The 25,461-nt window shown below is 62.6% G+C and carries 22 protein-coding genes and 1 pseudogene; 13 read left to right on the forward strand and 10 right to left on the reverse strand.

The window, feature by feature from the left end; translation table 11 throughout:
• Window positions 1-767 precede the first annotated feature (767 nt).
• Window positions 768-1,079 carry a DUF3303 domain-containing protein gene (locus VJV41_RS09490; protein WP_325333050.1) on the forward strand — a complete coding sequence of 104 codons (312 nt, stop codon included), beginning with the start codon at window positions 768-770 and terminating at the stop codon, window positions 1,077-1,079.
• A 157-nt stretch (window positions 1,080-1,236) separates the two neighbouring features.
• On the opposite strand, the gene VJV41_RS09495 is transcribed toward VJV41_RS09490, so the two are convergent.
• The 6 genes from VJV41_RS09495 to VJV41_RS09520 all read right to left on the reverse strand — a co-directional run bounded on the left by VJV41_RS09495 (window position 1,237) and on the right by VJV41_RS09520 (window position 6,530).
• A complete protein-coding gene (locus VJV41_RS09495; protein WP_325333051.1) occupies window positions 1,237-1,986 on the reverse strand; it encodes an amino acid ABC transporter permease in 750 nt (249 codons plus the stop codon).
• Window positions 1,986-2,660, reverse strand: a complete 675-nt coding sequence (locus VJV41_RS09500; RefSeq protein ID WP_325333052.1) for an amino acid ABC transporter permease — start codon at window positions 2,658-2,660, stop codon at window positions 1,986-1,988. Before VJV41_RS09500 ends, VJV41_RS09495 begins: the two co-directional genes overlap by 1 nt.
• Window positions 2,660-3,538 carry a transporter substrate-binding domain-containing protein gene (locus VJV41_RS09505; protein ID WP_325333053.1) on the reverse strand — a complete coding sequence of 293 codons (879 nt, stop codon included), beginning with the start codon at window positions 3,536-3,538 and terminating at the stop codon, window positions 2,660-2,662. The genes VJV41_RS09500 and VJV41_RS09505 overlap by 1 nt, the downstream gene beginning before the upstream one ends.
• Window positions 3,539-3,611: 73 nt before the next feature.
• Window positions 3,612-4,337 (reverse strand): amino acid ABC transporter ATP-binding protein, encoded by a 726-nt coding sequence (locus VJV41_RS09510; RefSeq protein WP_349254683.1) that lies wholly within the window; start codon window positions 4,335-4,337, stop codon window positions 3,612-3,614.
• 363 nt (window positions 4,338-4,700) lie between these two features.
• Window positions 4,701-5,729, reverse strand: a complete 1,029-nt coding sequence (locus VJV41_RS09515; RefSeq protein ID WP_325333055.1) for an asparaginase domain-containing protein — start codon at window positions 5,727-5,729, stop codon at window positions 4,701-4,703.
• Window positions 5,730-5,759: 30 nt separating this feature from the next.
• A complete protein-coding gene (locus tag VJV41_RS09520; protein WP_325333056.1) occupies window positions 5,760-6,530 on the reverse strand; it encodes an IclR family transcriptional regulator in 771 nt (256 codons plus the stop codon).
• 176 nt (window positions 6,531-6,706) lie between these two features.
• Between VJV41_RS09520 and VJV41_RS09525 the strand changes: the two genes are divergently transcribed.
• Window positions 6,707-7,963 (forward strand): lyase family protein, encoded by a 1,257-nt coding sequence (locus VJV41_RS09525; protein WP_325333057.1) that lies wholly within the window; start codon window positions 6,707-6,709, stop codon window positions 7,961-7,963.
• A 237-nt stretch (window positions 7,964-8,200) separates the two neighbouring features.
• Here VJV41_RS09525 and VJV41_RS09530 read toward each other — a convergent pair whose 3' ends face one another.
• Window positions 8,201-8,830 (reverse strand): FKBP-type peptidyl-prolyl cis-trans isomerase, encoded by a 630-nt coding sequence (locus VJV41_RS09530; protein WP_325333058.1) that lies wholly within the window; start codon window positions 8,828-8,830, stop codon window positions 8,201-8,203.
• A 281-nt stretch (window positions 8,831-9,111) separates the two neighbouring features.
• On the opposite strand from VJV41_RS09530, the gene VJV41_RS09535 reads away from it, so the two are divergent.
• The 4 genes from VJV41_RS09535 (at window position 9,112) to VJV41_RS09550 (ending at window position 12,657) form a co-directional block, all read left to right on the forward strand.
• On the forward strand, window positions 9,112-9,690 hold the full coding sequence (locus VJV41_RS09535; RefSeq protein ID WP_325333059.1) for a dihydrofolate reductase family protein: 579 nt from the start codon (window positions 9,112-9,114) through the stop codon (window positions 9,688-9,690).
• Window positions 9,691-9,947: 257 nt separating this feature from the next.
• Complete coding sequence (locus VJV41_RS09540; RefSeq protein WP_325333060.1) at window positions 9,948-10,709, forward strand: alpha/beta hydrolase; 762 nt, start codon at window positions 9,948-9,950, stop codon at window positions 10,707-10,709.
• Window positions 10,710-11,208: 499 nt separating this feature from the next.
• On the forward strand, window positions 11,209-11,838 hold the full coding sequence (locus tag VJV41_RS09545) for a maleylpyruvate isomerase family mycothiol-dependent enzyme (RefSeq protein ID WP_325333061.1): 630 nt from the start codon (window positions 11,209-11,211) through the stop codon (window positions 11,836-11,838).
• 279 nt (window positions 11,839-12,117) lie between these two features.
• On the forward strand, window positions 12,118-12,657 hold the full coding sequence (locus VJV41_RS09550) for a GNAT family N-acetyltransferase (protein WP_325333062.1): 540 nt from the start codon (window positions 12,118-12,120) through the stop codon (window positions 12,655-12,657).
• 304 nt (window positions 12,658-12,961) lie between these two features.
• Here VJV41_RS09550 and VJV41_RS09555 read toward each other — a convergent pair whose 3' ends face one another.
• Window positions 12,962-13,417, reverse strand: a complete 456-nt coding sequence (locus VJV41_RS09555) for a DUF742 domain-containing protein (protein ID WP_325333241.1) — start codon at window positions 13,415-13,417, stop codon at window positions 12,962-12,964.
• A gap of 3 nt (window positions 13,418-13,420) precedes the next feature.
• Window positions 13,421-13,948: pseudogene (locus VJV41_RS09560) on the reverse strand (peroxiredoxin); the annotation flags it as partial.
• Between the two features lie 526 nt (window positions 13,949-14,474).
• Here VJV41_RS09560 and VJV41_RS09565 point away from each other — a divergent pair.
• The 5 genes from VJV41_RS09565 to VJV41_RS09585 all read left to right on the forward strand — a co-directional run bounded on the left by VJV41_RS09565 (window position 14,475) and on the right by VJV41_RS09585 (window position 18,953).
• Window positions 14,475-14,708, forward strand: a complete 234-nt coding sequence (locus tag VJV41_RS09565) for a hypothetical protein (RefSeq protein ID WP_019971094.1) — start codon at window positions 14,475-14,477, stop codon at window positions 14,706-14,708.
• Window positions 14,698-15,009, forward strand: a complete 312-nt coding sequence (locus VJV41_RS09570; RefSeq protein WP_325333063.1) for a type II toxin-antitoxin system PemK/MazF family toxin — start codon at window positions 14,698-14,700, stop codon at window positions 15,007-15,009. Before VJV41_RS09565 ends, VJV41_RS09570 begins: the two co-directional genes overlap by 11 nt.
• 56 nt (window positions 15,010-15,065) lie before the next feature.
• A complete protein-coding gene (locus VJV41_RS09575) occupies window positions 15,066-15,461 on the forward strand; it encodes a hypothetical protein (protein WP_325333064.1) in 396 nt (131 codons plus the stop codon).
• A gap of 1,994 nt (window positions 15,462-17,455) precedes the next feature.
• Window positions 17,456-18,106, forward strand: a complete 651-nt coding sequence (locus VJV41_RS09580; protein WP_325333065.1) for a TetR family transcriptional regulator — start codon at window positions 17,456-17,458, stop codon at window positions 18,104-18,106.
• 4 nt (window positions 18,107-18,110) lie between these two features.
• On the forward strand, window positions 18,111-18,953 hold the full coding sequence (locus VJV41_RS09585; RefSeq protein ID WP_325333066.1) for a class I SAM-dependent methyltransferase: 843 nt from the start codon (window positions 18,111-18,113) through the stop codon (window positions 18,951-18,953).
• 693 nt (window positions 18,954-19,646) lie between these two features.
• On the opposite strand, the gene VJV41_RS09590 is transcribed toward VJV41_RS09585, so the two are convergent.
• Window positions 19,647-20,627, reverse strand: a complete 981-nt coding sequence (locus VJV41_RS09590) for an alpha/beta hydrolase (RefSeq protein WP_325333067.1) — start codon at window positions 20,625-20,627, stop codon at window positions 19,647-19,649.
• 83 nt (window positions 20,628-20,710) lie between these two features.
• Here VJV41_RS09590 and VJV41_RS09595 point away from each other — a divergent pair, with 83 nt between their 5' ends.
• Window positions 20,711-21,499, forward strand: a complete 789-nt coding sequence (locus VJV41_RS09595; RefSeq protein ID WP_325333068.1) for a TetR/AcrR family transcriptional regulator — start codon at window positions 20,711-20,713, stop codon at window positions 21,497-21,499.
• Between the two features lie 1,030 nt (window positions 21,500-22,529).
• Window positions 22,530-25,283, forward strand: coding sequence for a helix-turn-helix transcriptional regulator (locus tag VJV41_RS09600; RefSeq protein ID WP_325333069.1), 2,754 nt, complete (start codon window positions 22,530-22,532; stop codon window positions 25,281-25,283).
• The last annotated feature ends 178 nt before the right edge of the window (window positions 25,284-25,461 follow it).

Raw genomic sequence — 25,461 nt, forward strand, 5'->3', positions numbered from 1 at the left:
GACACCAGCTACTAGCCGCGAGAATTCCTCGAGCGTGACCATCGCCCGGTCCTTGATTCGCTGGCTCGTATCCGCATGGGTTCCTCGCTCGCGTCGCCTGTGAAGACTAACTGGATCTCATCTATTCAGATGAGGTATTGGGCATCTCATGGTGCTTCTCTCATAAGTGCTCATTGAGGTGGTCGTCGTGCCAACCGCCAAAACGCAAGCGACAGTTCGAGGACCGCCGTTTTGAACCGACATCCAATCTTTGACTCCGGTAGGAGCCACCGACCTTCGGAGGAGGTATCTGCAAATGAGGCAACTATTACCGGGATCTACCGTGACATCGGACGCCGAGTCCGCTGTGTCAGCGGTGGGCTCCACTCAACGCAGCCGGATACCGATTCTTGTTACAGAACAGGAACTTTCACTCAGTACCGCAGCGGCGATATCGGTACCGTTAGCAACGACTGGCCACCGGTGGTGGCCAGGCGCAACACTGACCGCAGCAATCGGCCGCATTCTCACGCTGCCTGAGCCGCGACCGCACTATGTGCATCGTGAAGCAAATTATTTCGAGACGGCACGCATGTCTCGCGCGATGGATCACCTATGACGGCGGACACCGCCTGTGTGAGAAGGCAACCAACGCTAGAGCCAACGTTGTCATGACATGCAGGTCGGCTTGCAATGAATGGCTCTCGGTCGATTGTTTCGAAGTGAAAAAGCGCGGCGGGGACGGGACGGCGCGCTCGGACATACGGCTCACAACCTAGGAGGTACAAATGAAGTACGTCATGACTTGGACTCCCCGGCTAAACGGCTCCGCTGAAGAGAATGAAGCGGCCACGCGGCGCGGATTGGAACTGTTTTCAAAGTGGCAGCAGCCAACCAGCACCACGTTCCACCAATTCGTCGGCCGAGTTGACGGGATTGGAGGGTTCGCTGTTGTGGAGACTGACAATCCGGCGGACCTCCTAGAGGGCAGCGCTAAATTCGGTCCTCTCAACGAATTCCACCTTTACCCGGTCGTGGACGTCCCTGACTGGATGCAGGCGGCACAGGAAGGTGTGGAGTTCAGGGAGTCCATCAGCTGAGCCAGCAACCACATTGGCGCTGTTCGATAGGGATGGGCAATGCCGGTGTCGGCGGCGTACGCACGAACATCGGCACATACGTGCCTGCGCGTCTGGATCAGTCATGTCGATCGTGACAGGCTCATGTCTGTCGACAACAGCTGTTGTCCGGCGCATCTCAGGCTTGCTCGACAGGCTTACCTTGGAGTTCCCGTACGGGCGTTGAGGATTGGCGGGACGGTGACCGTGGCCGAATCGATTTGCGGCGCTCCATTCGACTCGCCAACAGGGTAAGCGGGTAGCACACGAGGAAGAAGAACAGCAGCACGGCGGCGAAGACTGGTGTGGCATGCCCGTCACCGGACGAGAGCTGGTAGTACTCAACCGCCTGGCGTGCCCTTTGAAGGATCTCGAGGACGCCGATCAGGGAGGCCAGTGTGGTTGCCTGGATCAGGTCGACTGTCAGGTTGACGATCGGAGGAAGCATTCGTCGCATTGCCTGTGGCAGGACAACCAGCCGCATGATTGACGTCCACCCAAAGCCGAGTGCAGATGCGGCTTCGAACTGCGCCCTGGGAATTGATCGAACAGCGCCGCGCACAACCTCCATCACGTTCGCGCTGCCCCACAATGAGAGCCCGACGATCGCGGCCGGGATTGACCCCAATTCCAGTCCCAGGGACGGCGAAACGAAGAAAACGATGAACAGGGTGACCAATACCGGCAGGCCGCGGAACAGCTGCAGGTAGGCGATCAGCCCCCACCTCACCAGGTCCGTCCAGCGCCCCTTGGGTAGGCACAGCAGCACGCCAAACGCGACGCCGAGGATGACTGAAACCGCCACGGACACGGCACCGATGATCACCGTCCACAGAGCGCCTTCGGCACCGAGGTCAAGTGTTGGTTTGATCCAGGTCAGGTCGTCCATCAGACTCCGGCTCCCAATGCGTAGCGGCGGCTGAGTAGATGCATGAACGAACTGAGGATCAGCACAAGCACGAGGTACACCACGCCCAGCACGATGAACAGTTCCACCGTCCGGAAGGTCTCGGCGGACAGCCGTTGCACCACGAAAGTCAGCTCGGCCAGTCCGATGCCCAGCATGAGCGCCGAGTTCTTCAGTACCGAGATCAACGTATTCGTAAGTCCGGGAAGGGATAGCCGAATCCCGATGGGGACGGTGATGTGAAGGAACGCCCGCCGTTTGGAGAACCCAAGCGCGCGCGCTCCTTCCAGATAGCGCACGCCGACCGCGGCCAGTCCAGCTCTGAAGTTCTCGACGTTGTAGGCACCGCCCCAGACGACGAGGGCGATGCAGCCGACAGCGAACGCGCTGAGGGTCACGCCGAGTGTTGGTGCGACGAAGAAGAGAAAGAAGACCTGGACCAGCAGGGGGGTGTTGCGGATGACTTCGACATAGATGCGCACGGCTTGCCGGATGACGGGCACACGCAGCTCTCCCGCTGCGGCGCCCGCCAAGCCGACGACCACGGACCCGATGATGCCGATCGCGCTGATTTCAAGGGTCATCAATAACCCCGCCCACAAGACGTCGGCGTACTTTACTGCGACGAAGTCAGTGGCCGCGAAAAGAGTTGTCATCAGCTGCAATCCGCGAGTGTGTCCTTGTCGGTGTATGCGACGTTGTGGTCGGGGCGAGGCATGTTCTCGGCGAACGCCTGGACCGCCTGCTGGTCCTTGACTGCGTTGCCGAAGATGTCCCAGAGGGTGTCCTTGCGCTGCATGTCAGCGAGCGCGGCATCCACCCACTTTTTGGATGCTTGGTCCCCTTGCCGGATGCCGATGCCCCACGGTGTTTGGGCCTTGTCCTCGCCAACGACCTTGAGGCTGTCGTCGTTCAGGGTCAGCCCGAGCAGCAGCGTGCTGTCTTCGGCGAATGCCACGGCACGTCCAGCCTTCAGCGCCTTCACCGCATCGCTGGTGGAATCGAGTAGCAGCTGCTCGGAATCGGGGTAGCAGTTTGTCAGGTAGGTGCTGGAGGTCGTACCGGTCTTGGTGGTAACCGGTTTTCCGTGGATATCGTTCCAGCCTTTGATTTGGGAATCGGCTGGCACCAGTAGCTTCGCGCCGCTGGTGAAGTACGGCGTCGAGTAGTCGATGGTCTCGTCTCGCTCTTTGGTGTAACCAAGGGTGGAGATGATGAGATCTATCTTGTTGGTTTCGAGATAGGGAATGCGGTTCTGGGGTGTCACGCAGGTGAACGAGACCTTGGTGCCGTCGCCGAACGCGTAGGCGGCCAGACTGCGCGCGACCTCGGCGTCATAGCCAGCATTCTGTCCCTGTATGTCGGTGTAGCCGAACGGTGGATAGTCGCAGGCGATTCCGACCCGGATCAGTCCCTGGTCCTTCCACTGCGTGGGCGTCGGGACGCCGACGTCGACCGCGGTGGTGGGCTTGGACGTCGAGGACTCGTTCGACGCGCTACAACCACTGAGTGCAAGCGCCAGTGTCAGTGCCATACAACCGATTACGGCGTGGATGATTCTCACAGGTCGGCCTTCCTTGTTTTGTGACGGTGAGGGACTGGGTTCGTCATGCCAAAACTTTTCGTAAAAAGCGCTGGGCGCGTTCACTGGTGGGGTTGGTCAGCACTACCTGAGGGTCGCCATCCTCGACGATTTCGCCACCATCGATGAAGATCACGCGATTGCCGACCTCGCGCGCGAATCCCATTTCATGTGTGACGGCAAGCATGGTCATCCCGCTGCCGGCGAGCTCGCGCATGACATCGAGAACTTCTCCGACCAGTTCGGGGTCGAGCGCTGAGGTCACTTCGTCGAACAGCATGACGTGGGGTTCCATCATCAGCGATCGGGCGATCGCCACGCGCTGCTGCTGACCTCCGGACAACTCGTGGGGCATGCTCCGTTCCTTGCCGGTGAGTCCGACGCGAGTCAGTAGCGCCTGGGCCTGTTCCTCTGCCGCCCGTCGTGGCTTCTTCAACAACTTGCGCGATGCCAAGGTGAGGTTGTCCATCACGTTGAGGTGTGGAAAGAGGTTGAACTGTTGAAAGACCATTCCAACGCGGCGGCGGACGGCATTTAAGTCCGTGGAGCGCGCGGTGATATCGACGCCCTCGATCAGCACCTGGCCGGCCGTGGGCTGCTCCATCAGGTTGACGCATCGCAACAGAGTGCTCTTGCCTCCGCCTGATGGGCCGATGACGGCGACAACGTCTCCGCGGTTGACCACCAGATCAACCTCGCGCAGAACGACGTGATCGCCGAACTGCTTTCGAACGCCCCGGAGCTCGATCATCGGTTCTCGCTCGGGTCTCTGGCCATTCGCTGTGCGTTGGAGTCGGTCGCCGGTCATTTGTGTTCCTCACCGCATATGTGCTGCGCGTCACCTGTCGTGGGCACCAAGGTAAGGCGGCGGGTGAGGCACGCACACACTTGTTGCTGTAGCAGCAACAGTTTCGGAAAGCAGCGGTGAGGCGGTGCCTCAGCGGCATCCCAACGGCACGTCCGGACGCGGCAGGCTGACGTAGTTGGCGGGCTGTAGACGCCCGAGCGCCGCAAGCTCTGGCCACCAGTGTCACGATGGCCCGGGAATGTCCCGTTGCAACCACAACAACCCCCGGCGAAGGCGCGCCGTCCCTGCGGTCCGGTTTCAGCGACCCTAGGCGACGCGCTGCGCAACGAACTTCGGACGCTGTCCGCTGCTGGTAGGGACGTCGAACATGTCCCAGATCGTCTGCATCGCGGCCGCGTCCGCGTCGCTGGCCAGGAGCAGTCCGAGGAGCAGGCGCGCCTTCAGGCCGTCGAGCAGCCCTGCCGGAGTTAACCCCATGCGGCGCAGATGGAGTTCAGCGCCAGTTCCGCCGTAGGTGGACCGCAACGTGGGTCCAGCTAGCGTGCGGGAGGTATAGACAACCGGCATCGTGGCGGTGAGTCGTTCGAGTCCCGGTGCCCAGTCGGGGGGTATCGAGCCTCCGCCCATGGTTTCCACGACGAGCCCGCGATAGCCCAGCTCATCGATGACTGCCAGCGAGCGGCCGTCGTCAGCCAGCGAAGCCTTCACAAGAGCGACAGCGGGGATTGAGGCGGCGGGGCCAAGTTTGAACGTCGGTCGGTCGATCACCGAAACCGATGTCATGCGAACCGTCTCCTCCTGCACCGATCCTGCTGGACCTCCTACCGTGGACTCGAATGCCGACAACAAGCCGGTGTGGCTCTTGCGCACCTGCCACGCCTGGTGAATCTCGCCGTTCATAACCACCAGACATCCCAGTCCGCGAACGCCGTCATGGGCTGCGACGCGCAACCCGTCCTGGAGGTTCGCAGATCCGTCAGCACCGGGCAGGCCTCCATGGCGCATGGCACCGAGGACGACGACCGGCTCTTCCCGGCACCAAAGAAGGTCGAGGAGGAAGCCAATCTCTTCGAGGGCATCGGTGCCGGTGGTCACAACCAGTCCGCAGGCTCCTTCGTCGACCAGTCCCTCGAACCGTCCGATCAATGCGGACAAGTCCATTGCATCCAATGCGGCTGAAGCCACCGAGGGCCCCGCCAGGAGGCGAGTCTCAGGCAGATCTGTCCCGGATCGAATGGCCTCGCCGAGCACGCTCGCCATGAACTCGGGATCAGTCGATGGCGTGACTCCGCCCTGCGGATCGGATACGCAGGCGATGGTGCCGCCCAGCGTCACGACTCCAACGGTCCTGTCGCAACCCATGGCCTAGCCCTGTCGCTTGCCAAGGGCCCGGGTGATCGTCGCGCTCGCGGCGATGAGCAGCCGGGCGGTGTTGCCCACGTGGTCGATCATCCGCGGGGTGGGGCCGGAGACGTTCACGACGGCGACGATGTGCCCCTGTGTGTTGCGTACGGGGGTGCCAAGCGACGTCAGTCCGACTTCGATTTCCTCCGAGGCCACCGCGTACCCTTGCCGACGCTCGGCGTGAAGCCGCTCGAGCAGTTCCTCGAGATTCCGCGGCGCGTTGCGTGCAGATCGGGTATGCGGGCCGAAGTCTTCGGCGGTCAGTGCCTCGACGAGCTCGTCGTCGGCGTCGAACATCAGGGCACGACCCGAAGCTGTGTAGTGCATGGGTGAGCGACGGCCGACCCATCCACCGCCTTGCAGTGAGTTCTGCGACTCCTCTCGCATGACCGTCAGCGACCTGTTGGCCTCTTGCACCGATAGCAGTGCTACTTCGCCGGTGCGGGCGACCAGGGTCTGCAGCATGGGACGAGCTGCCCGGAGAAGCATTTGGTCGCCGGCTCCGGCGGCCATCACGCGCACTCTCCAACCGAGCCGGTAGCGGCGAGTCTCGGGATCTTGTTCGACGACATGGGCTTGCCGCAACGACTGCAACATCCGGGAAACCTGGCTTCGCTCCCGGCCGACAATTCGGGCGAGGTCGCTCACCGAGCGATCAATGCTCCCACCGGCGCTGTCGACCTCGAACGCGAGTAACAGCTGCGCGACCTTCTGCGCGGTCGACGTTGCCATGGATTCCTGCGACCTTTCGCGATTGTGTGCCGTCATAACAACACTCCCTTCCCTATTTCAGTCCGGCGTGGCAGAGCCGTGCACATTTGTTGCTCTCACAGCAACAGAATGCCTCGGCGGCGAGGCCCTGACCTAGCCTGGCCTCACCGATGTCCACCTCGAAGGGAACCCGTCACGTGTCGAAAGATCCTTCGGCCAAGCAGACGCCAGAACCGCTGTATGGAACGCAGACCCGGTTGTCGCTGCAGAACTTCCACCCACGTGGTCGCCGCGTTGGCGACATCCCCGCCTTCATCCGCAACTACGCGCTCGTGAAGAAGGCGGCGGCCGCGGCGAACCGGGCACTCGGCGTCCTCGATTCGTCTCGCGCCCAGGCAATCATCGACGCCTGCGACGAGATCGCTGCCGGCTCCCATGCAGGACAATTCCCCACCGCTTTGGTGCTGGGGGGAGGTGGCACCACCACCAACATGAACATCAACGAGGTCATCGCCGCGCGCGCCACGCAGTTGGCCGGCATTCCGGTTCACCCGAACGACCACGTCAACGCTTCGCAATCGACAAATGACACATTCCCCACGGCAATGGCGCTGACGATCATGGAATTGGCCGAAGGCCCGCTGAGTGCGCTTGACGAGCTGGCCGAGACCCTCGAGGGGAAGGCCGCCGAGTACGCCGAGACCCGGTACCTAGGGCGGACATGCCTACAAGACGCCGTCAGCGTCCGCGCGGGGCAGACACTGCGGGGGCAAGCGCGTGCTGTCCGTCGCGGTGCCGATCAACTGGGGGAGGCCGTTGGCAACCTGAGTGCACTACCGCTCGGAGCGACCGTCCTCGGCACCTCCATCGGGTCTCCGGATGGATTCGCGGCGACATGCTTCGATGAACTGACGCGCCTAATCGACCAAAATGTGACGCTCTCAGAAGACTTCTTCGATGCCCTGGCCCATCTCGATCCCTACGCCGCTGTGGCCGACGCGGCGAGCCGGTCCGCCATCACAGTCGCCAGGATCGCCGCCGACCTGCGATTGCGGTCCTCTGGCCCACACGGAGGCTTGGCGGAGGTAACCATCCCCAGGCTTCAGGCGGGGTCGTCGATCATGCCCGCCAAGGTCAATCCCGTCGTGCCCGAGTTCGCCATGCAGCTGAGCTACCGCGTACGTGGAGCTGCCTACACCATCAGCTGCGCTGTTGCTGCCGGAGAGTTGGAGCTGAACGTCATGGAGCCGGTCATCATCGACTCGCTGCTCGACATCTTCGAAGACCTCCAGCAAGCCGCTCGGACGATGGCGACCCTATGCGTCAGTGGACTCGAATGGAGCGGGGCGCGACGGGAAGAGAACCTTGCGCACGCGGTAGACAGATGGGTGGAACTCGCCGGCGTTTCCGGGTACGACGAAGCCTCCCGCCATGTAATGACCATGCGCGACTGAACATCTCGCCAATCAGACCGGGACGACGTCGATCAGGTCGTCGAAGCCGTGGAAGTCGTCGGCGTTGCGGGTGTAGAGCCGCGCTGAGTGTGCGTGCGCGGTGGCTGCGATCAGGAGGTCCATCGATCGCGCTCGTGGTTGACGCCCCGCATCTACCGTCGCAGCCGCCAACTGGCCGTAGCTTGCTGCCACGGAGGCGGGTGCCGAATCAGCGTGCGCGGCTCAGATCGTCGCAGCTCAACTCGAGGCGTCGAGGATCTTGATCGCGAAGATGAGCGTGTCACCCTTCTGAATTCCAGCGCTGGGCTGACCGTCGGGGTAGCCGTCGGCAGAGGTCATTGCGACAGCGACCGTGGACCCGACCTTCTGTCCCGCGATGGCCTTCTGGAAGCCCGGCACGACTCCGCCGAGAGGAAATTCGGCCGGTTCGCCACGTTCGTAGCTGCTGTCGAACACGGACCCGTCACGTCCATTGACGCCCATGTAGCAGACCGACACTTTTGCAGTGTTTGCGACAACCGGCCCGTCACCGGCCTTCAGCGTGTGGACCTGGGTTTCGGTCACGCTGAACGGTCCGTCCACCTTTACGAGCGGCGCCGCCGCATCCGTGGATCCGGTGACCGCGACGCTGCCGGTGGTCCCGGACAGCGTCCATTCGGGTGTGCCGCTGCTCGCCGGCGCTGCCGTCGGGCACGTGCTGGCTTCGGTTGCCGTTTCCGCAATCGAGGGCGGTGTGAAGACGTCGGAGACGGAGGATGAGCTTGCCGCCGGAGGTTTCGTGTCGGAGCCGCACGCGGCGAGCGTCACAACGATTGACGCAGCACAGGCCACGAGCGCGACGAAAGAAGGCACAGGAGAGGGGGTCACGGTCGTTACGTTAACTGAAGAAGGGCGGGGAGCGAGCAACCCGACAAGCTGCGAGTTGACTCGCAGCGAAAGCTCATGCGGGGCCGTGATTCATCTGACGAAAATGGCGAGTGGCACCGACGAGCCATGTCGCCCGTCTTGCCGACCGCGCCTTGGCCATGGTCGAGTCTTGGGCCGCATGCGGGGCGACCGGACTGCAGGAGTCGAACGGCGATGAGTTTCGGCGTGGTGCCTCGTCTGTATCCACACACACTCAATCAACGGCACCCGAGGAGAGCATTGTGACTGCCACTTACACCTTCGACGTCTTTTCCAGCCTTGACGGCTACGGTGGCGTCAGCAGCGGTGACTGGGGCGGCTACTGGGGCAAGCAAGGCCCCGAACTGCTCGGACACCGCCTCGCCTTGTACAGCGAGGAGCAGCGGATGGTCTTCGGGGCCAACACATATCGGGCGTTTACGCAGTTGCTGGCCTCGGGCACCGAGGAGTCGGTGCGTGACCCATGGGTCACCCGGATGAGGAGTCTGCCGGCTACGGTGGTCTCCACGACTCTGCATGGGCCTCTCGACTGGCCGGACGCGATCGTCGTGAGCGGTGACGCCGTCGACGTCGTCGCCCGGCTCAAGGAAGAGTCCGAGGTGCCGTTGCGCTCGCACGGCAGCCTGTCGATGAACCGGGCGCTGATGGCCGCCGGCCTGATCGACCGCGTCCAGGTGACGCTCTTCCCCGTGACCACCGGTCAGACCGGCGATGACCCGATCTTCCAAGGTGCGGCCGACTTCGACCTCGAGCTGATCGAGAGCCGCACGCTCGACGGCGACATCCAAGAGCTCATCTACCGGCCCACCCTGCACGTCTGAGTCCATCCATGCACTGATAACCCGCCATATTCGCGCGGATCTCGGCAAGATTCCGAGGTCGGATTGGTGGGCAGGAAAATGGGTTGGACGGCATTCGGTGCAGGTTGATAGCGTGCGCGAGACCGTGACATCTCGCGAGGAGGTGAGACCCATGAACGCAGTAACCATGTGGGTGCTCCCACTCGTGTTCACGGTCGAGCGATAGACGTAGGTGTCGCCGGGAGCGCCTGAACAAGGCAATCCCGAAAGGCAACACCATGCAATTCACCTCTGAGGCATCGTCGAACGGCGTCATCGAACGTAATTTCATCCTGGATGAGATCACCGGCGTGCTCTGGTCGCCCGCATCCGGAACCGTCGGCTCACCACTGCTGCTGGCGGGGCACGCCGGCGGTATGCACAAGAAGGCGCCGGGGCTGGTAGCCAGTGCACTTCACAGCGTGACCACCCATGGGTTCACGGTCGCCGCCATCGACGCGCCCGGACATGGTGACCGGCCGCGAAACCTTGAGGATCAACGGTGGGCAGAGGCGATCCATCAGGCCCGGGCGGCGGGCGAGCCGATCGCCCCGATCGTCATCGACTACAGCATGTCGCTGGCCGACCGTGCGGTGCCCGAATGGCAGGCGACCCTGGACGCCCTGCAGGCGCTGCCCGAGATCGGCGTCGAAACGCCGATCGGCTACGGCGGCGTGTCGTTGGGTGTCGTGACCGGGCTGATGTTGACGGCGGTCGAATCCCGGATCGCTGCCGTGAGCTTCGGTGGGGTTTTCGTAGACGACGATCTGATCGAGGCGGCAGGAAAGATCACCGTCCCGGTCGAATACCGGATTCCTTGGGACGACGAGGAATTCGACCGCACATCCGGGGTCGCGTTGTTCGACGCTTTCGCCTCGAAGGAGAAGACACTGCACGCCTACTCGGGCAGGCACTACCCAGTGCCCGAATACGAGCGCGACAGCTCGGCTCGGTTCTTTGCCCGCCACCTCGGCCGGGCCGACGACACGGCCGCGGACTGACGTGAACAGGTATCGGCGTCCGGCCCCGCGCCGGGGCGCAGTTACCGCCATTGGCGCCCTCCTGCCGGCCTGGATCAGAACAGCGTGTCGCGTAAACGCAACGGTCGGTAGCCGGTCGATCCGCGACGTTCCTGTTTCCCGATCAGCACCCGGCCGCGATCGTTGGCCACGATGGGCTGCGTATAACCCACTCGACCACTTATGTGCTCGCCGTCGCACCCCGACTAGCGGCGAGGCCGCAACCCGAACGTTGGCGGTGTCGTTCTCAATATCGCTCGTCCGTTGAAACATGTTGCTGCACAACATCATAGCGATTACGGCGAACTCTAATGGTAATGCGTCATATTCAAACCCATCGTAACGTCCCGCAGGGGAGTCCTCACGGAATCGGTGGCAGGAGGTGCCGGTTCGGTGGCCATTCGCACCAGCCCTTGGGGGATTGGACGAATCTGAAGTCGGATGCGGTCGCGTCGTGTCGCGGTGTGGTTTGCTGATCTTCATGGCTGCCGCGACGCGCGATGTGTGGGCGGACGTGCACGTTGAGCGAAGCGCACTCGTCGAGGACTTGGCAGGGCTCAGGCCAGCACAGTGGGAGGCCGCCTCATTGTGCAATGGGTGGTCGGTTCGCGACGTGGTGGCCCATCTGGCCGCCACAGCTGCTCTGTCAAAGCGCGGTTTCGCCCGAGAGTTTATTCGCGCGGGTTTCAGCTCTGATCGAATAGTGCAACGGCAGGTGGCGGCTGGCCGCAGGCACGACCCCGCGGAACTGTTGGCGGCAATGCGGGCATCGGTGACATCCACTGCGTCCCCGCCGCTTCCCACAATCACGCGCATCACTGAGATCGTTGTTCACGGTGAGGACATTCGGCGCCCGCTTGGCCTGCGACGCGCCTACTCCGCGGACCACATTCGTGCTGCTATCGCTTACCTAGCTGGCGACCGATTGTCCGGCGGCAGAAAGCGACTCGCTGGCTTGCGGTTGATCGGAACCGACGCCGGCTTCACCGTTGGTGACGGGCTAGCGGTCGAGGGGCCGGCGGTGTCGGTTCTCCTTGCGGCTTGCGGTCGTCGTGTTGCGCTGCCAGAGCTATCCGGACCAGGCGTAGCAGAGTTGGCTCGACGGATGTGATTAGGGGAGCGTTGGGTCCTGACGTGAAGAACCGGGGCCGGCCGATGCCGCGCCGACGCGGCGAACTCGTGCGGGGCAGACGCACAACCTCTGCGGGATCCCGGTCTTTGCGGGCATACCCTTCGCTGGCCTGTCTCAATAGCGATTTCTGAGCGGACGCCCCCACTGCTCGACCACCGATGCGGCGAATGGTCCAGTTACTGCGTAGAAGGCGTGGGGGTGGGGATCGCGCGCGCCATCCCCACAGAAGCCATGCCTGCGTGGCATTCTGGGCTAACTGTGGGCGTACTGATCGCGGAAGCGGACGAACTGAGCCAACACGACTTGGACGCCGCTGAAGCGTTGGTTCGATTGGCATTCGGTGACAGCTTTCGTGCCCACGACTGGCTCCATCGTGTTAATGGTGTTCACGTGTTGGTCGCCGAGGACGGTGTGCTGTTGGCTCACGCTTCTGTGGTCACTCGCACCCTGCGCCACGATGGCGAACTCTTCGATACCGGTTACGTCGAGGGGGTTGCTGTGCGCGGCACCGAACAGGGCCACGGGTTGGGATGTCTCGTGATGGATCACACCGAGTCCATCATTCGCACACGGCACGCCATCGGTGCTCTGAATGCCGTGGAGAGTGCGGCGCCGTTCTATGCCAGTCGTGGCTGGAAACCTTGGGATGGTCCTACCCAGGCCGATACGCCCAATGGGTTAATCGATACCTACGACGCTGCCGACCGGATCTTCCTTTTGACGCCGGCAAAAGCGCCGCCCGGTTTCGCGAAATCAACACCGTTGACCTGCGATTGGCGCGTCGGCGATCTCTGGTAGCAGGCCGACAGGTTTGGTGACGTGGGCATCGTTTACGACTACACAGACATCCACGCGTTCAAAGGTGCCGTGGAGAACGCGGCACTGTGGGCCACCGACTTCAGGTGCCTCAACAACTCCCGTGAGCTTGTCTACCCTTCAAGTCCTGATTGCTGAAGAGCATCGGTTACCGCCCCACCGATTCCGCAGTGAGGTCGGCCGTGACGAACCTGTTCGGAGCAGCTCAGTAGCGTCGGGTGATTCCTTTTGCCGGCCCCGAACCCGCCGGAGATGACGATCTTCGTCGAGGCGGCGGCCCCTACCCTCAGAGTGCTCGTAGGCCACGCAGGGTCCTTCTAATCAGTTCACGTCGGTCGTCGATGGTCATCGAGTCACCGGGGCTGGCGTGCACTCGCACGTAACCCTGCGTCACCAGGTCGTCGACCAGGAACCGCGTCGCACCGAGCGGCATGGCCAGTCGAGCGGCGATCTCTGCGACCGAGGTGCTGTGCATGCACCACGTCAGGATCTGGCCCCGCACATCATTTTTCGGCCAGTGCGGCGGCTTCGCTGTGGCGTTCAGCGTTTCGACCGGAGCCTCGAGTGCCAGCTCGACGCCGGAGTCGATACGACCTGCCGTCAGCTTGTATCGCCGGACCAAGCTCGGCTCGTCCACGGTTTCCGGTTCTGTGAACCAGTCGCCGATCGGTTCGCCCTTGCCCTCCGACTGCCGATGCGTGTCGGCGTGCTTCCCCCGGAGATGTGGCGAACTGTGCGGCACGTTGCGGTTCTCCAAGAACCACAAGGTCTGGTCGGCATGCACCGATGCGCGCACCTCGTTGGAGACGACCTTGAGTACGGTGCGGTCGGTGTCGATGACGAATGTGGTCCGTCTGACCGGCAGCAGCCGGGCAAGCAGGCCACGGCGCCGAGTGTGCCGGGCATGCCGGGCCTTCTCACGCGCAACGACGGATCTACGCAGCTTGGCGAACCTGCCTCGGCGCACCCCGAACAGCTCGGATACCACGCCGTCCGCGTCGGAGAGCAGCGGGTAGTCGAACGAGCGCTGTTGGGCAAAGTGAGCCTGCCTGCCGACGGTGTCGGTGCTGATGCCGACCCGCTGGGCGCCCACTCTGGCGAATTCGTTGCTCAGGTCCCGAAAATGACAAGCCTGAGCTGTACAGATCGGTGAGGACGCCAATGGGAAGAAGAACAGCACAACCGGCCCTTCGGAAAGGAGCGCGGACAGAGTCCGAGGCCGACCGGTGTGATCCAACAGGGTGAAGTTAGGCGCCTTGTCGCCCGCGATCATCGGCAAAGAGTAACGCGGGGAAGCTCTGCGCGATCGCCGCTCGGAGAATTCGGTCATCGCCGAACAGCTACCAGGTGGGAACCGCCAAATGTGTTGCGAAAATCCCCAGGTATATCGAGGCAGCCAAGGTTGACCGAGAATTCTGATGCGCTCGGTCGACCGCCAGGTTTGATGCGAGAACTACCAAATTAACTGAGACCGGACACGGCAGGAGAGGGGACGTATTCGCATCGCATGCGAATAACCAACTTACTACTGGTAACCCGCCATATTCGATTCCGCCGTATTCCTTCTTGGATCGAGCGCCGAGGCGAGCGTGCTGGGGAAGGCTGGAACCCCTAATTTTCGTAGCGGCGACGCGGGCCATTGTGAGCGATGCCCGAGACGTTGAGAATGCCCGCGTTCTGTTTGCTGGAGGGCCACGCCCGGTCGTCGGCGGACGCCGCTGCTGGGGTTGCCACTGCTGCGCCAAAACAGTGATCATGTGGAACCGGTACTGTCTTACAAAACGTCGTACACTGTTGCTATGGCTGACACAATCACCTTCAGGCCCGACGAAGACACATCGAAGGCGCTGGAGGTCTTGACCAAAGATGGAACGGCCGTGTCCGTAGCCGTTCGATCTGCTCTTATCGATGCCGCACGACGGAAGGCCGGCGCGGCGATTCGTGCCGAGGCGGAAAGGCTTGCTGAAGACGAGTCCGACCGCGCTGAGGCCATGCAGGTGCTGCGCGACATGGAGACGTTGCGTGCGTGGTGAGGTCTTTCAGTTGCGTGCCCCGCGGGGGAGTCGCGGTCACGAGCAGTCCGGTTCCCGCTACGCCGTAGTCGTCCAGTCAGATCAACTGCCCCTGTCGACCTGGCTGGTTGCACCAACATCCACGTCGGCTCGTGCCGCCAGCTTTCGTCCCGAAGTTGAAATCGGCGGCGTGACCACCCGCGTGCTTGCCGAACAGGCCGCCGCGGTCGACCCGGGCCGACTCGGCACGAGCGTCGGGTTCCTAAGCTTCGATGAGATGCGCCGCGTTGATGCGGCACTACGCATCGTCCTCGATCTATGAGCGTCGGGCAGCCTCGATGGCCAATGGATATGCGGTCTGCAGTGCAGAATCAAACCATGGCTCAGCTGGGCGACGACGATTTCGATGAGGGCGTTGAAACCTTTTGGCGACTATTCGCCGCCAATCTCGGTGAGATCGCAGAACAGAAAACCATTACGTTGGGGTTCCCGAGAGTGGAGTTCACCGGAGGATCTGCTGCCGGCTACGATCTCGACATCACGGGCTGGCGCGGCAGCATCACCATGTACGTCGAAGCCGATGGTGTCGCCGAGGAGACCAGCCTCGAGATCGGGTTTCTGGAGCTATTCACTCTTCCGTTGAACGCCAGCACCGCGGAGTCGCTGGATGGCGTATCAGCAGACACAGCAGCGTATCTGGAGCTGCTGTCTCATGGCTACGTATCTGACGCGGTCAACGAACAGTTGATTATCCCATCGTGTCGGGGTTGGTGATCCTTGACCGGGCCTACGTGCATTCAACATTGCGCGGACACGACATTGGGGCGTGGGCCGCGGTGCAAGCTGTGCACGACCTCACGTTTGGATCGTCGGTTCTAGTTGCCGCTTACCCCACGCCGACCGAATCACGTCGAGGACAAACAACCCAAGCCGGTGCGCAGTTACTCGGGGAGTACTGGGCCAAAGCCGGATTGGAGCGAATCGAGGCCTGCCCCAAGCTGATCGGTCAGACTACCGATGGCCCCGCCTTTTCTAATGCTCGGAGTGAGCTCGCCGGCATAGCTGAGCTTCAACTCTCCGTCGCAGTCAACGATCTGAAGAGGCCATAGACCTTGCCCAAGTCCCAATCACAGTGTCATCTAACAACCAAACATGGTGGGGGACAACATGTTAACGAATATGCGGAGTTTACTGGTAACCCACCGAATTTGATCCTGTCTTATTCCTCGTGTGATAGTCGTCGGGTTGCTCAGCTTGTCAGGCGCGTGGCGGGGCGTAGTCGTGGGGCTTGCGGCGTTGGTGGGCATAGGTTTCCTGGTGGCCGGCGACTATTGACCCACTTGGTTACGCGCCCCTGCCGTGCTCGAGCACGAAGTTACGGATGCAAGCGTTCACTTCGTCAGGAGCCTCTGCAGGCAGCGAGTGAGAGGCGTGGGGCCACAGATGGTGCTGCCATGCCGGTACCACCGATTGCATCCGGTTGATTGCCTTATCAGAGTCATGAATCGTGTTGCCGGCCAGCAGAACTTGGACCGGGATGTGCACTGAACGTAGTAGGCGATCGGAAGCAAAGAGCAGAGGAGCAGTTCGATGAGGCGGTCCGAAGGTAGCGAATCCGGCGAGAAAGAGCCTAGTCATCATGTCGATCGAGTTGCCCTGCTTGGGGTGTCCGGTCACCCATGCCGCCGCGCGACTAGCTCTTGCGGAACGCGGGCGCGTTAGGAGCAGTGCGAGACTTCGCCAGAACTGAGGGGAGAGTCGAGCCACCGTATGCGCGGGATTCGTCGGATGAAAACGGCGTAGTTGACTTGACATAATGTGGCTTATCGGCATAAAGCTAGTGCGAGTTGCATCTAGTGAAAGTGCTCGCACCCCTTGGCGATTGGCCGATCTGAGCACGTCACGGTGCCTATTGCGGGCACTCGCCTCCCTAACGAGCTCCCTGACTGGTTGGGCATTCACCGAGGTTGCCGTACGGTTCAATCACTTAATGAATGATTCGGGTGTTAGGTGAAAGCATGCACATGCCCCACTCGGCCGGCCCCATAGGCGGCGATCGACCACCCACCCTGCCTCCCCCCGTGTCACCGTCAATACGTCACTGTGACGAATTAACTTGTGGCGCAGGGCTATTGGAGCAACGCGTTGAGTCGATGGTCAACCAGGCTCGGGGCGGCCGCCAGCATGGTTGAGGAACTGCCAGGCTTCATTCCACAGGTTCTGCGCCGCGATGACGTTTCGTTGCTTCGAGCTGACGAGACTGTGTTCAACGCGATGAGCCTCGGCATCGACCTACTCGAGATATATCGCTACCCAGCTTGATTGACCTGGATCTCCGGTGGGATCTTCGTCATTGACCAGCGGTGGGATGTCGCCATCGCGGGACGTAGTAACTCGGGCCTGTTGAACACGCACCGCTACCAGCTGAGTTACATTGTGCTGCACGGCAATTCGTCGATTTCGCCGCGGCGAGTCGCTGTCCTTTCTCAGTCAATCGTCGCCTTTCTCACTCTTTCTGCGCCAGCCGATCATTTTCTCACTGATTCTGCGCTGAAGTCGTGTTCTCGTCGCCGGTCCGATATGGGCTTGTTCGCCGCCACGGCGATCCTGGTGGCCACCCGCCAAGCCCGCCGACACGTCACCGCGGCTGAACTCCCATGTCGTGCGACGCCCTGATCGAGGGGCGCCGCGCGCATGCGTTCATCACGGGTCCACTGAGCATCGAATCGTCTTGCGACGCCGCTGAGTGCTGACTTATTATACTGATCATGGACTCAGCCGATCTGACCGCCAAGGCTCGGATTCGCAACGCGGCCGTCGCCTGCTTTGCCCGCGACGGCTTCCAGCAGGCGAACGTGCGGGGTATCGCCGCGACGGCCGGGGTCAGTGAGGCGCTGGTCTTTCACCACTTCGGCAATAAGGATGGTTTGCGAACCGCCTGTGACGTGTACGTCCTTGGCGTCCTCGTCGAGAGGGCACACGCCGCAGACAACGCCACCAAAGGCCAGCACGACCTCCTCGGCGTCTACCTATCGAACCCCGACGAGTACGTGCTGTATGCGCAATACATGGTCCGCGCCATCCAAGTCGACGCACCCGCGGCCGCCACCTTCGTCAACAAGATGGTCGAGGAGTCCGAAGCGATCTTCCGAGCCGGCGCCGCCGACGGCACCATGCGGCCGTCCTCGGACCCCCGGGCATTAGCGGTTCTGAATCTCCTTGTCAGCCTGGGCCTTTTGACCATGCCGCCACCCCTGGCGCGCGCATTGGGTTATGACCACTTCGGCCCAGGCATGCTGCAGCGCATGACCGTTCCGATCCTTGAGCTCTACACCCACGGGCTCTACACCGACGACACACTCCCCAAGACCGCCCAGGACGCGTGGGCCGCCGCGCGTCCACAACCAAAGGAGGACTGACAACGTGAGCATCACGCTTCCGGCGCTCACGCCGGCACAGGAAAGCCTATTTCTGACACTGGCTGGCAGGGCACTCGACAGCCGCCTGCCGCGCCCGTTCCTCGGCGACACCATGGCCGACGAGGTTCTCAGCAAGTCCGGCTACGACATCGCCAAGTTCCCCCCATTGACCACAAAGCTCCTCAACGCACAGTTGAAAGCCTTCGATATCGCGGTGCGCGCCAAGCGACTTGACGAGGTGGCGCGCCGGTTCGTCGACCGCCACCCGAACGCGATCGTGCTGGATCTGGGCGCGGGTTTGGACGGCCGGATCTCGCGCGTCAAACCGCCAGCCACGGTGAGCTGGTACGACGTCGACTTCCCCCAGATCGTCGACCTCCGTCACCAGTTGCTGCCCGAGCGCGTCAGCGCCCACAGCGTCGGCGCCGACCTGACAGATCCGAACTGGCTCAACGAGATCCCCGCCGACCGGCCTGCCGTAATCGTCGCCGATGGCCTGGTCGCCTTCCTGCTCGAGGACGACTTCGTGTCGCTGCTCAACCGGCTCACCAATCACTTTCCCAGCGGCGAGATTGCGTTCAATCTCTACACCACCTGGGCCGTCTGGGGGTCCAAACGCATCTCGGCGATCAGCACTGCGGTGGTCAACCCCGGATTCAACGACCCCCGCCAGCCCGAACGATGGGTTCCTGGCCTCAAGCTGGTCGAGGAGATCTTCCTCACCCGAGCACCCGAGGTCGCAGAGTTCTCCCGAATCGTTCGGTTGGCGACAGCGGTCGACCTTGTGGCACGCAGCGCGACCGCGTCCCGCATGCTCGGCACCACGCTCGAACGCTACCGCTTCTAGGGACCGCCACAAAGAAACTGCTACGCCCCAGCAACTCGCACCTGTTGAGCACGCACCGTTACCAGTTCGGTGACCAGGGGGTGCCCACTGGTTGTTGTCCGATTCGGGCGATATTCCGCGAATGCATGCGAGTAGTGAGCGCGTCCGCCCGACGCCTCTGGTGTTGACCTGTGGTGAGACAGTGACTCTTCATGCGCGCCGGGGCTCGTTGACTGCTGCACGTCAGAGGGCGCGGGTTCGCCCCACGCCTTCGCCATCAACGTCGGATCGTCGAGGTCCGAAATCTCTCGACTACTCGTCCATTCGTCACAGTGACGGTTCTCGTCTGGGTCGCTGCAACCTATTGTCCCACAGCAGATTTCGGCGATTTGATGGATAATGTTGATTATCGACCTTTTTCTACGCCAGCCTCGAAGTGTGGAAGACAGTCCCGCCCCACCTCAATGAGTACGGAGGTCGTGCCGGCGGGTCCAGCCCACCGATGGGGCGAGCACATGGTGTTCAGTTGAGCTTGGCCGCCCACGCCAGGGTGGGAATTGTTGACAACAAATAACGCAGAGATTGGTGTGAATAAATGCCACTTATGTCGTATGCAATACGAGAAATAATATTCCACGAATGTCATATACACGAAAAGGGAAAAGCTGTCGCAAACGTGATTTGCGACGCTAGCCGTGTGGGCGCGGCAGGTGCCTAGTTGACCGCACTCGCCGGAGGGTTGCCCCCGACGCTCGAGCAGAACTCGTTCAGCAGTTCAACGAATGTCGCCGGATACTCCACTGTCACCAGGTGCCCGGCCCCCTTGATTGTGTGGTGACAGGCGTGAGGAACGGCGCGCAGAAAGCTTGCGACATCGGCGACCGGGACGAACGCGTCGCGATCGCCGTTGACGACCAGCACTGGGCACCGGAGTTGATGCATAGGCACTGGTGCGAACCCGCGTGCCTTTAAGGGAAGGTGAAAGTAGGCGGGCGCGCCGACGCCGAGCATCAGGTTCTCGGCAAGGTCGGCGGGTAGGTCCGCGGGACGTGCAACGTAGGAGGAAAAAGCCAGCCGACGCAGCCATACACGCCGGGCGGCTAAGCGTCGAAGCCACACCGGAATCGGCAGACCCGCGGTGCACATGTCGCCCAGCACCGTCAATGCCAGACGCGGCTGCCGGATCGCTGTGTGTAGAGGACGTTGAAACAGCGACACGATCGAACTCGCCGGGCCTCCGGCGAGGGTAAGGGTGTTGATGCGGTGTGCATGACCGACGGCGAGTTCGATGGCGACGATCGTGCCGAACGAATGGCCCACCACATCGGATCGAGTGATGCCCAGACCGTTAAGAAGCTCGCACAGCGCGTCGACCATGCCCGGCATCGACGCAGTTGAGAACGAATGCGCCTGGGAGTCACCGAAACCCGGCAGATCGACCGCGATGACCCGGCGTCCCGCGTTGGAAAGCAGTGCGATCGTCTCCAACCAGTACTGCCACGTCGAACCGTGCCCGTGCAGCAGAAGGACGGGGGCGCCGTCGGAACCCGTGTCGACAAATCGAAGCCGTGCGCCCGCCACGATGAGCGTGTGTCCGTAGCGCGGCCAGTCGATGCGGCGCCACGCGGCGTCGCAGGCACCGCCGTAGCGCTCGGCACTCGCTGCGACCAGCTGCGCCGGCTCTTCGTGACTCATCTTCGGCCCAACCCTTATCGTACGTTCACGACGAATGTAGCATTCATTATGAATGTACGCCTACTCAGGTGATGAGGCACACCATGACCCAATCTGTCGACCAGCCGGCGACACGCCGTGACCGCAACGCCGAGGCGACCCGGCAGGACATTCTGAATGCGGCCCTGGAAATCTTTGTTACACAACCGTATTCCGGGGTCAGCGGCATGCAGATATGTACGCTTGCCGGCGTTACCCGCGGCGCTCTGCAGCACCATTTCGGCAGCAAGCTCGGCCTGTTCATGGCCGTGTTCGAAAAGCTCCAGCAGGACGTCGTCACCCAGGTGCTCGAGGCGGTCGACGGCGTCGATGATGCGTGGAATCAGGCGTCTGCCGGTATCGCGGCGTTCCTGCAAGCATGTACCACCCCGGCTTATCAGGCGGTCGTGCTGAAGGAGGGACCCGCCGCCATCGGCTGGCAGCGGTGGCGTGAACTGGATGTCGACTACTTCTCAGGAATTGTCGAAACCCTAATCGACGCACTGGCCGCCGAGGGGCTGGCCCAACATCCGCCGGTTCTGCTGGCTGCCCTAATCCGCGGCACCTTGACCGAACTGTCCTTCGAGATCGCGCGATCCGACGATCACCAGCATGCGCTGAACGACGCTCTGAGCGTGATACGTCGGCTCCTCGACGCTTTCCGCATCACGCACTGCGAGCCACACGGGGCCGTCATCGCCGACGTTGCCCATCGCGGCCCGAGAATCGGTGTCGGACAGCTGCGCTCGAGCGCGGGAATGTACATCGATCAAGCAGCTGCGGGCCAATGCATCGAAATCGTCAGGCGTGGGAAGGTCGTCGCACAGTTGGGGCCGTCAGGCGACGCCGAGTGATATCCCGAACCGCTGACATGTCCCACATTCCGACTACTGGAAGTACTGGAAGGCGCTGCGCGACGATGCCCAGCCGCCCCGCGAGCCGCTGGTGATCACTTCCGAGCACGGTGTCCCGCTCACGGGTGCGCGTCCCATCAAGACTGCATCGAGCGTTGTCAACCAAAAGAGCGCGTTACCCCACGGATTCGTCACAGTGACGCTACTCCCCTTGCGGCTCGTGGGCCAAAGGCACTGCCTTGCATCATTTTTTTTGCTTCATTTGATGGATCGCCTCGGCATCCTGCAGCCATTTGCAGATCAGTTCGCCTCATACGTGCAGATCTATTCGTTATCCTGCTGTGTACCACAATATTTCACCGTATGCGTGACCGCCGGCCCCGAAGGGGGCGCACACCCACCTTTCCGCCGCCGCCTGAGATGTGCTGCCGGCGTAGCATTTGTCGTTTAGGGCCTTCTTCGCCTGGGCACCATCTGCGGTCATAGGCGATCCATCGCGCGGGACATTCGCGCTGCCTCGAAATAGTTCGGTTCACGCCGCGGATATCTCGGTCGGGGCTCGGGCAGCCGGATGTGGATGTGGCCGATTGCAGCAATGAGCATTGCGCCTAGCCGGCGATCGCGGGCAGTTGCCGGCGGTACTGAAATCGCCGCTGCGGTGCTGAGTAGAACTTCACTTTCTGTGGCGAGAACTCGTGTCGTGGTGGATTGCGTGGGCTCATGCGCGGATGGAGCCGACCCGACGTCCGGTGTCGCGGTAGAGCCCGGTGGTAACTGCGTCATGGTGCGCATGCCTCCGGCTGGTAAATGGACTCGTACCGATGGACGCTAGGGCCGCATCCGGGGAAAGTAATCAGGGCACTCCCTACAGTTTTGCGGGCTTCCCGCCCATCCGGGTCAGCACGGCATGCTCCGACCACGCTGTTGGACCGGTGTTCAACCAGGTCACAGCAAGCTGGGGAACCCGTGCGGGCGGGGCCGATACTCTAAATCCAGGCCGGCCCTCGGGGCAGCCGGGAGGGGGTCGACGATGCCCAATACCGTTGTCGGCCGCCCGGAGGAGTCTCGAGCGGTGGCCGATTTCCTCACACATGTCGCGGCCGGGCCATCGGCGCTGCTGGTGGAGGGTGATGCCGGAATCGGAAAGACCACGCTGTGGATAGCGGCGTTGGCGCAGGCACGACACCGCGGGTTTCGGGTTATGACCTGTCGCACGGCCTCCTCAGAGTCGGTGATGGCGTACGCCGCGCTGGCGGATTTGCTCGGCGAGGTCGACACAACTGCATTAGCTGGTTTGCCATACCCGCAGCGGATAGCACTAGATCGGGTGTTGCTGCGAGCTGGTGCCGACAATGTGGCGACCGAGCCGCACGTCGTGGCGGCGGCGTTCTTGTCGGTTGTTGAACTCCTTGCGGAACAGACGCCGGTGCTTGTGGCGATCGACGACCTGCAATGGCTTGATGCATCCAGCGCGCTTGCGATCGGTTTCGCCGCACGGCGATTCGCGTCACCCGTTGGCGTGTGCTGTACCCTGCGCGCCGATTCAAGCGGGCCTGCGTCGCTGCCGGTCGGCTTGCCCGATCACGTTGTCAGACTTCGAATTCGCCCACTGAGTTTGGCTGGCGTCCAGACGATGCTGTGCGAGCGGCTTGGACGGTCATACCCTCGGCCGACACTCGTGCGCATTTTCGAAGTGTCGGGCGGTAACCCGCTGTATGCGCTGGAGCTGGCGCGCGCGATAGACGAGGCGGGCACCAGTTGGGAGGACCGGTTACCCGGCACTCTGGCCGAACTGGTGCGCGCCCGCATCGGCGGCCTCGCCGCCGACAGTTACGAGGCGTTGTTGGCGTCGGCTTGCCTGAGCACGCCGACGGTCATGATGGTCGCGCACGTCCTCGACACTACGGCTGAGGACGTCTTGAAGGCGCTCGAACCTGCTGAAACCAAAGGCATTGTCGGCATCGACGGTGTACGGGTTTACTTCAGCCACCCCCTTTTCGCTCACGGCATCTACACCGACGCAACGCCCGCCCAGCGGCGCCGGATGCACCGGCGGCTGGCCACCGTTGTCGAGGAGCCCGAGCTTCGGGCGCGCCACCTGGCGAAGAGCGCAACCGGGGCCGACGAGCGCACGATGCAGTCCTTTGATGCCGCCGCACAAGCGGCGCGGCTTCGCGGCGCGCCCGCCGCGGCCGCCGAACTGCTCGATCTCGCAATCGGCCTCGGTGGTGACCAGCCACGACGCCTGATCTCCTCGGCGAGCCACCATTTCGACGCCGGAGACACCGCGCGGGCGCGAAGCGCCCTCGAACGTGCCATCGCGCAGTTGGAGGCTGGGTCGCTGCGAGCGCAGGCGTTTTGGCTTCTCGCCGTTATTCGACTGTCCGGCGACAGCTTCGTAGAGGCCACCGACTTGCTGTGGAGCGCTCTCGGCGAAACTGACGAAGATCGCCCACTGCGCACACAAATCTTGGTGACCCTCTCGTTCGCTTTGTTCAACGCCGGCCAGCTCGACCGCGCGATGCAAACGGCTGAACGCGCGGTGACGACAGCTGAGCGGCTCGCCCTTCCTCACCTGCTCAGCGAGGCGCTCAGCATGCGAGTCATGTTGCGGTTCATCACAGGCGCGGGTCTTGACGTGCCGAGCATGCGCCGCGCGCTGGAGTTGGAGGACCGCCAAGCCGACAACCCTGTCGTGATGCGGCCAAGCGTGCATAACGCCTTGCTGCTGGCGTGGACCGGCCAACTGGACCGGGCCGACGCGCAGATGCAGTCGGTGTGGCGGTCATGCGGCGAACGCGGGGCGGAAAGCGATCTCATATTCCTCGCCGTGCATCGCGTCATGATCCATATCTGGCGCGGATACCTCGCCGACGCCGCCCTCGTCGCCGAGGACACCATGCAACGGGCGGTGCAGCTCGGCGGCGACTTCCCGCTCTTTGTGGCCCTCACAACGCGCGCAGTGTGCGCCGCATATGCCGGTATGGAACTCGACGCCCGCAGCGACGCGCATGAGGCCCTCGCGGCCAGCGAGCGATGCGGGTTACGGAACCTACAGGAGTGGACGCTCGGAATCCTGGCGTTTCTCGAGGTGTCGGTCGGCGACCATGAGGCCGCGCTGGCCGCGGTGCAACCGTTGATAGCCGGGCTGCGGGCGGCATTGGATGGGACCGAGGTCGTGACCGCGGCCTTTGTGCCCGATGCCGTCGAAGCCATGATCGCGCTTTCGCGGTTTTCCGACGCCGAGCCGCTGATCGACGCGTTTGAACGCAATGGTCGTCGCCTCGACCGGGCGTGGATGCTCGCCATCGGCGCCCGGTGCCGCGCCATGCTGCTCGCCGCGCAGGGAAACGTCGAGGCCGCACACAACGCCGCGCAACAGGCGATACGCGAGCATGAACGGCTGCCGATTCCGTTCGAGCGGGCTCGTTCCCAATTGCTGCTCGGTCAACTGCAGCGTCGCCATCGCGAAAAACAAGTGGCCGCAGCGACGATACGCGAGGCGCTGGCTGTGTTCGAGAGGTTGGGCACCCGGCTGTGGGCTGACCGTGCCCGTGCCGAGCTTGCTCGGGTGAAGGTCGGGCCACGCCAAACCACAGTGTTGACCCCGTCGGAAGAGCGCGTCGCCGAGTTGGCGGCCTCGGGGATGACCAACCGCGACATCGCGGCAAAGCTGTTCATCAGCCGCAAGACGGTCGAGGTCAATCTGTCTCGGGTCTACCGCAAACTGGGTATTCGGTCCCGGCACGAGTTGGGCCGAGTCATCGCTCAATCCGGCGGATAGGGAAACGCCAGATTACTTCCACACCGGCGCGATTCGTCGTTCGCCAACCTCAACAATCAACCCGGTGACGTGTTCGGCCCCTGCTCTCTACATTTGCCCAGTGTTCCCTCAGGAGTACCACGAGTTCTTCGTTGCGACGGCGGTGTTGACGTTGAGCTTCGTCATCGTCGGTGATCTG

The sequence above is a fragment of the Mycobacterium sp. genome (assembly GCF_035274705.1).
Classification (GTDB): Bacteria; Actinomycetota; Actinomycetes; order Mycobacteriales; family Mycobacteriaceae; genus Mycobacterium.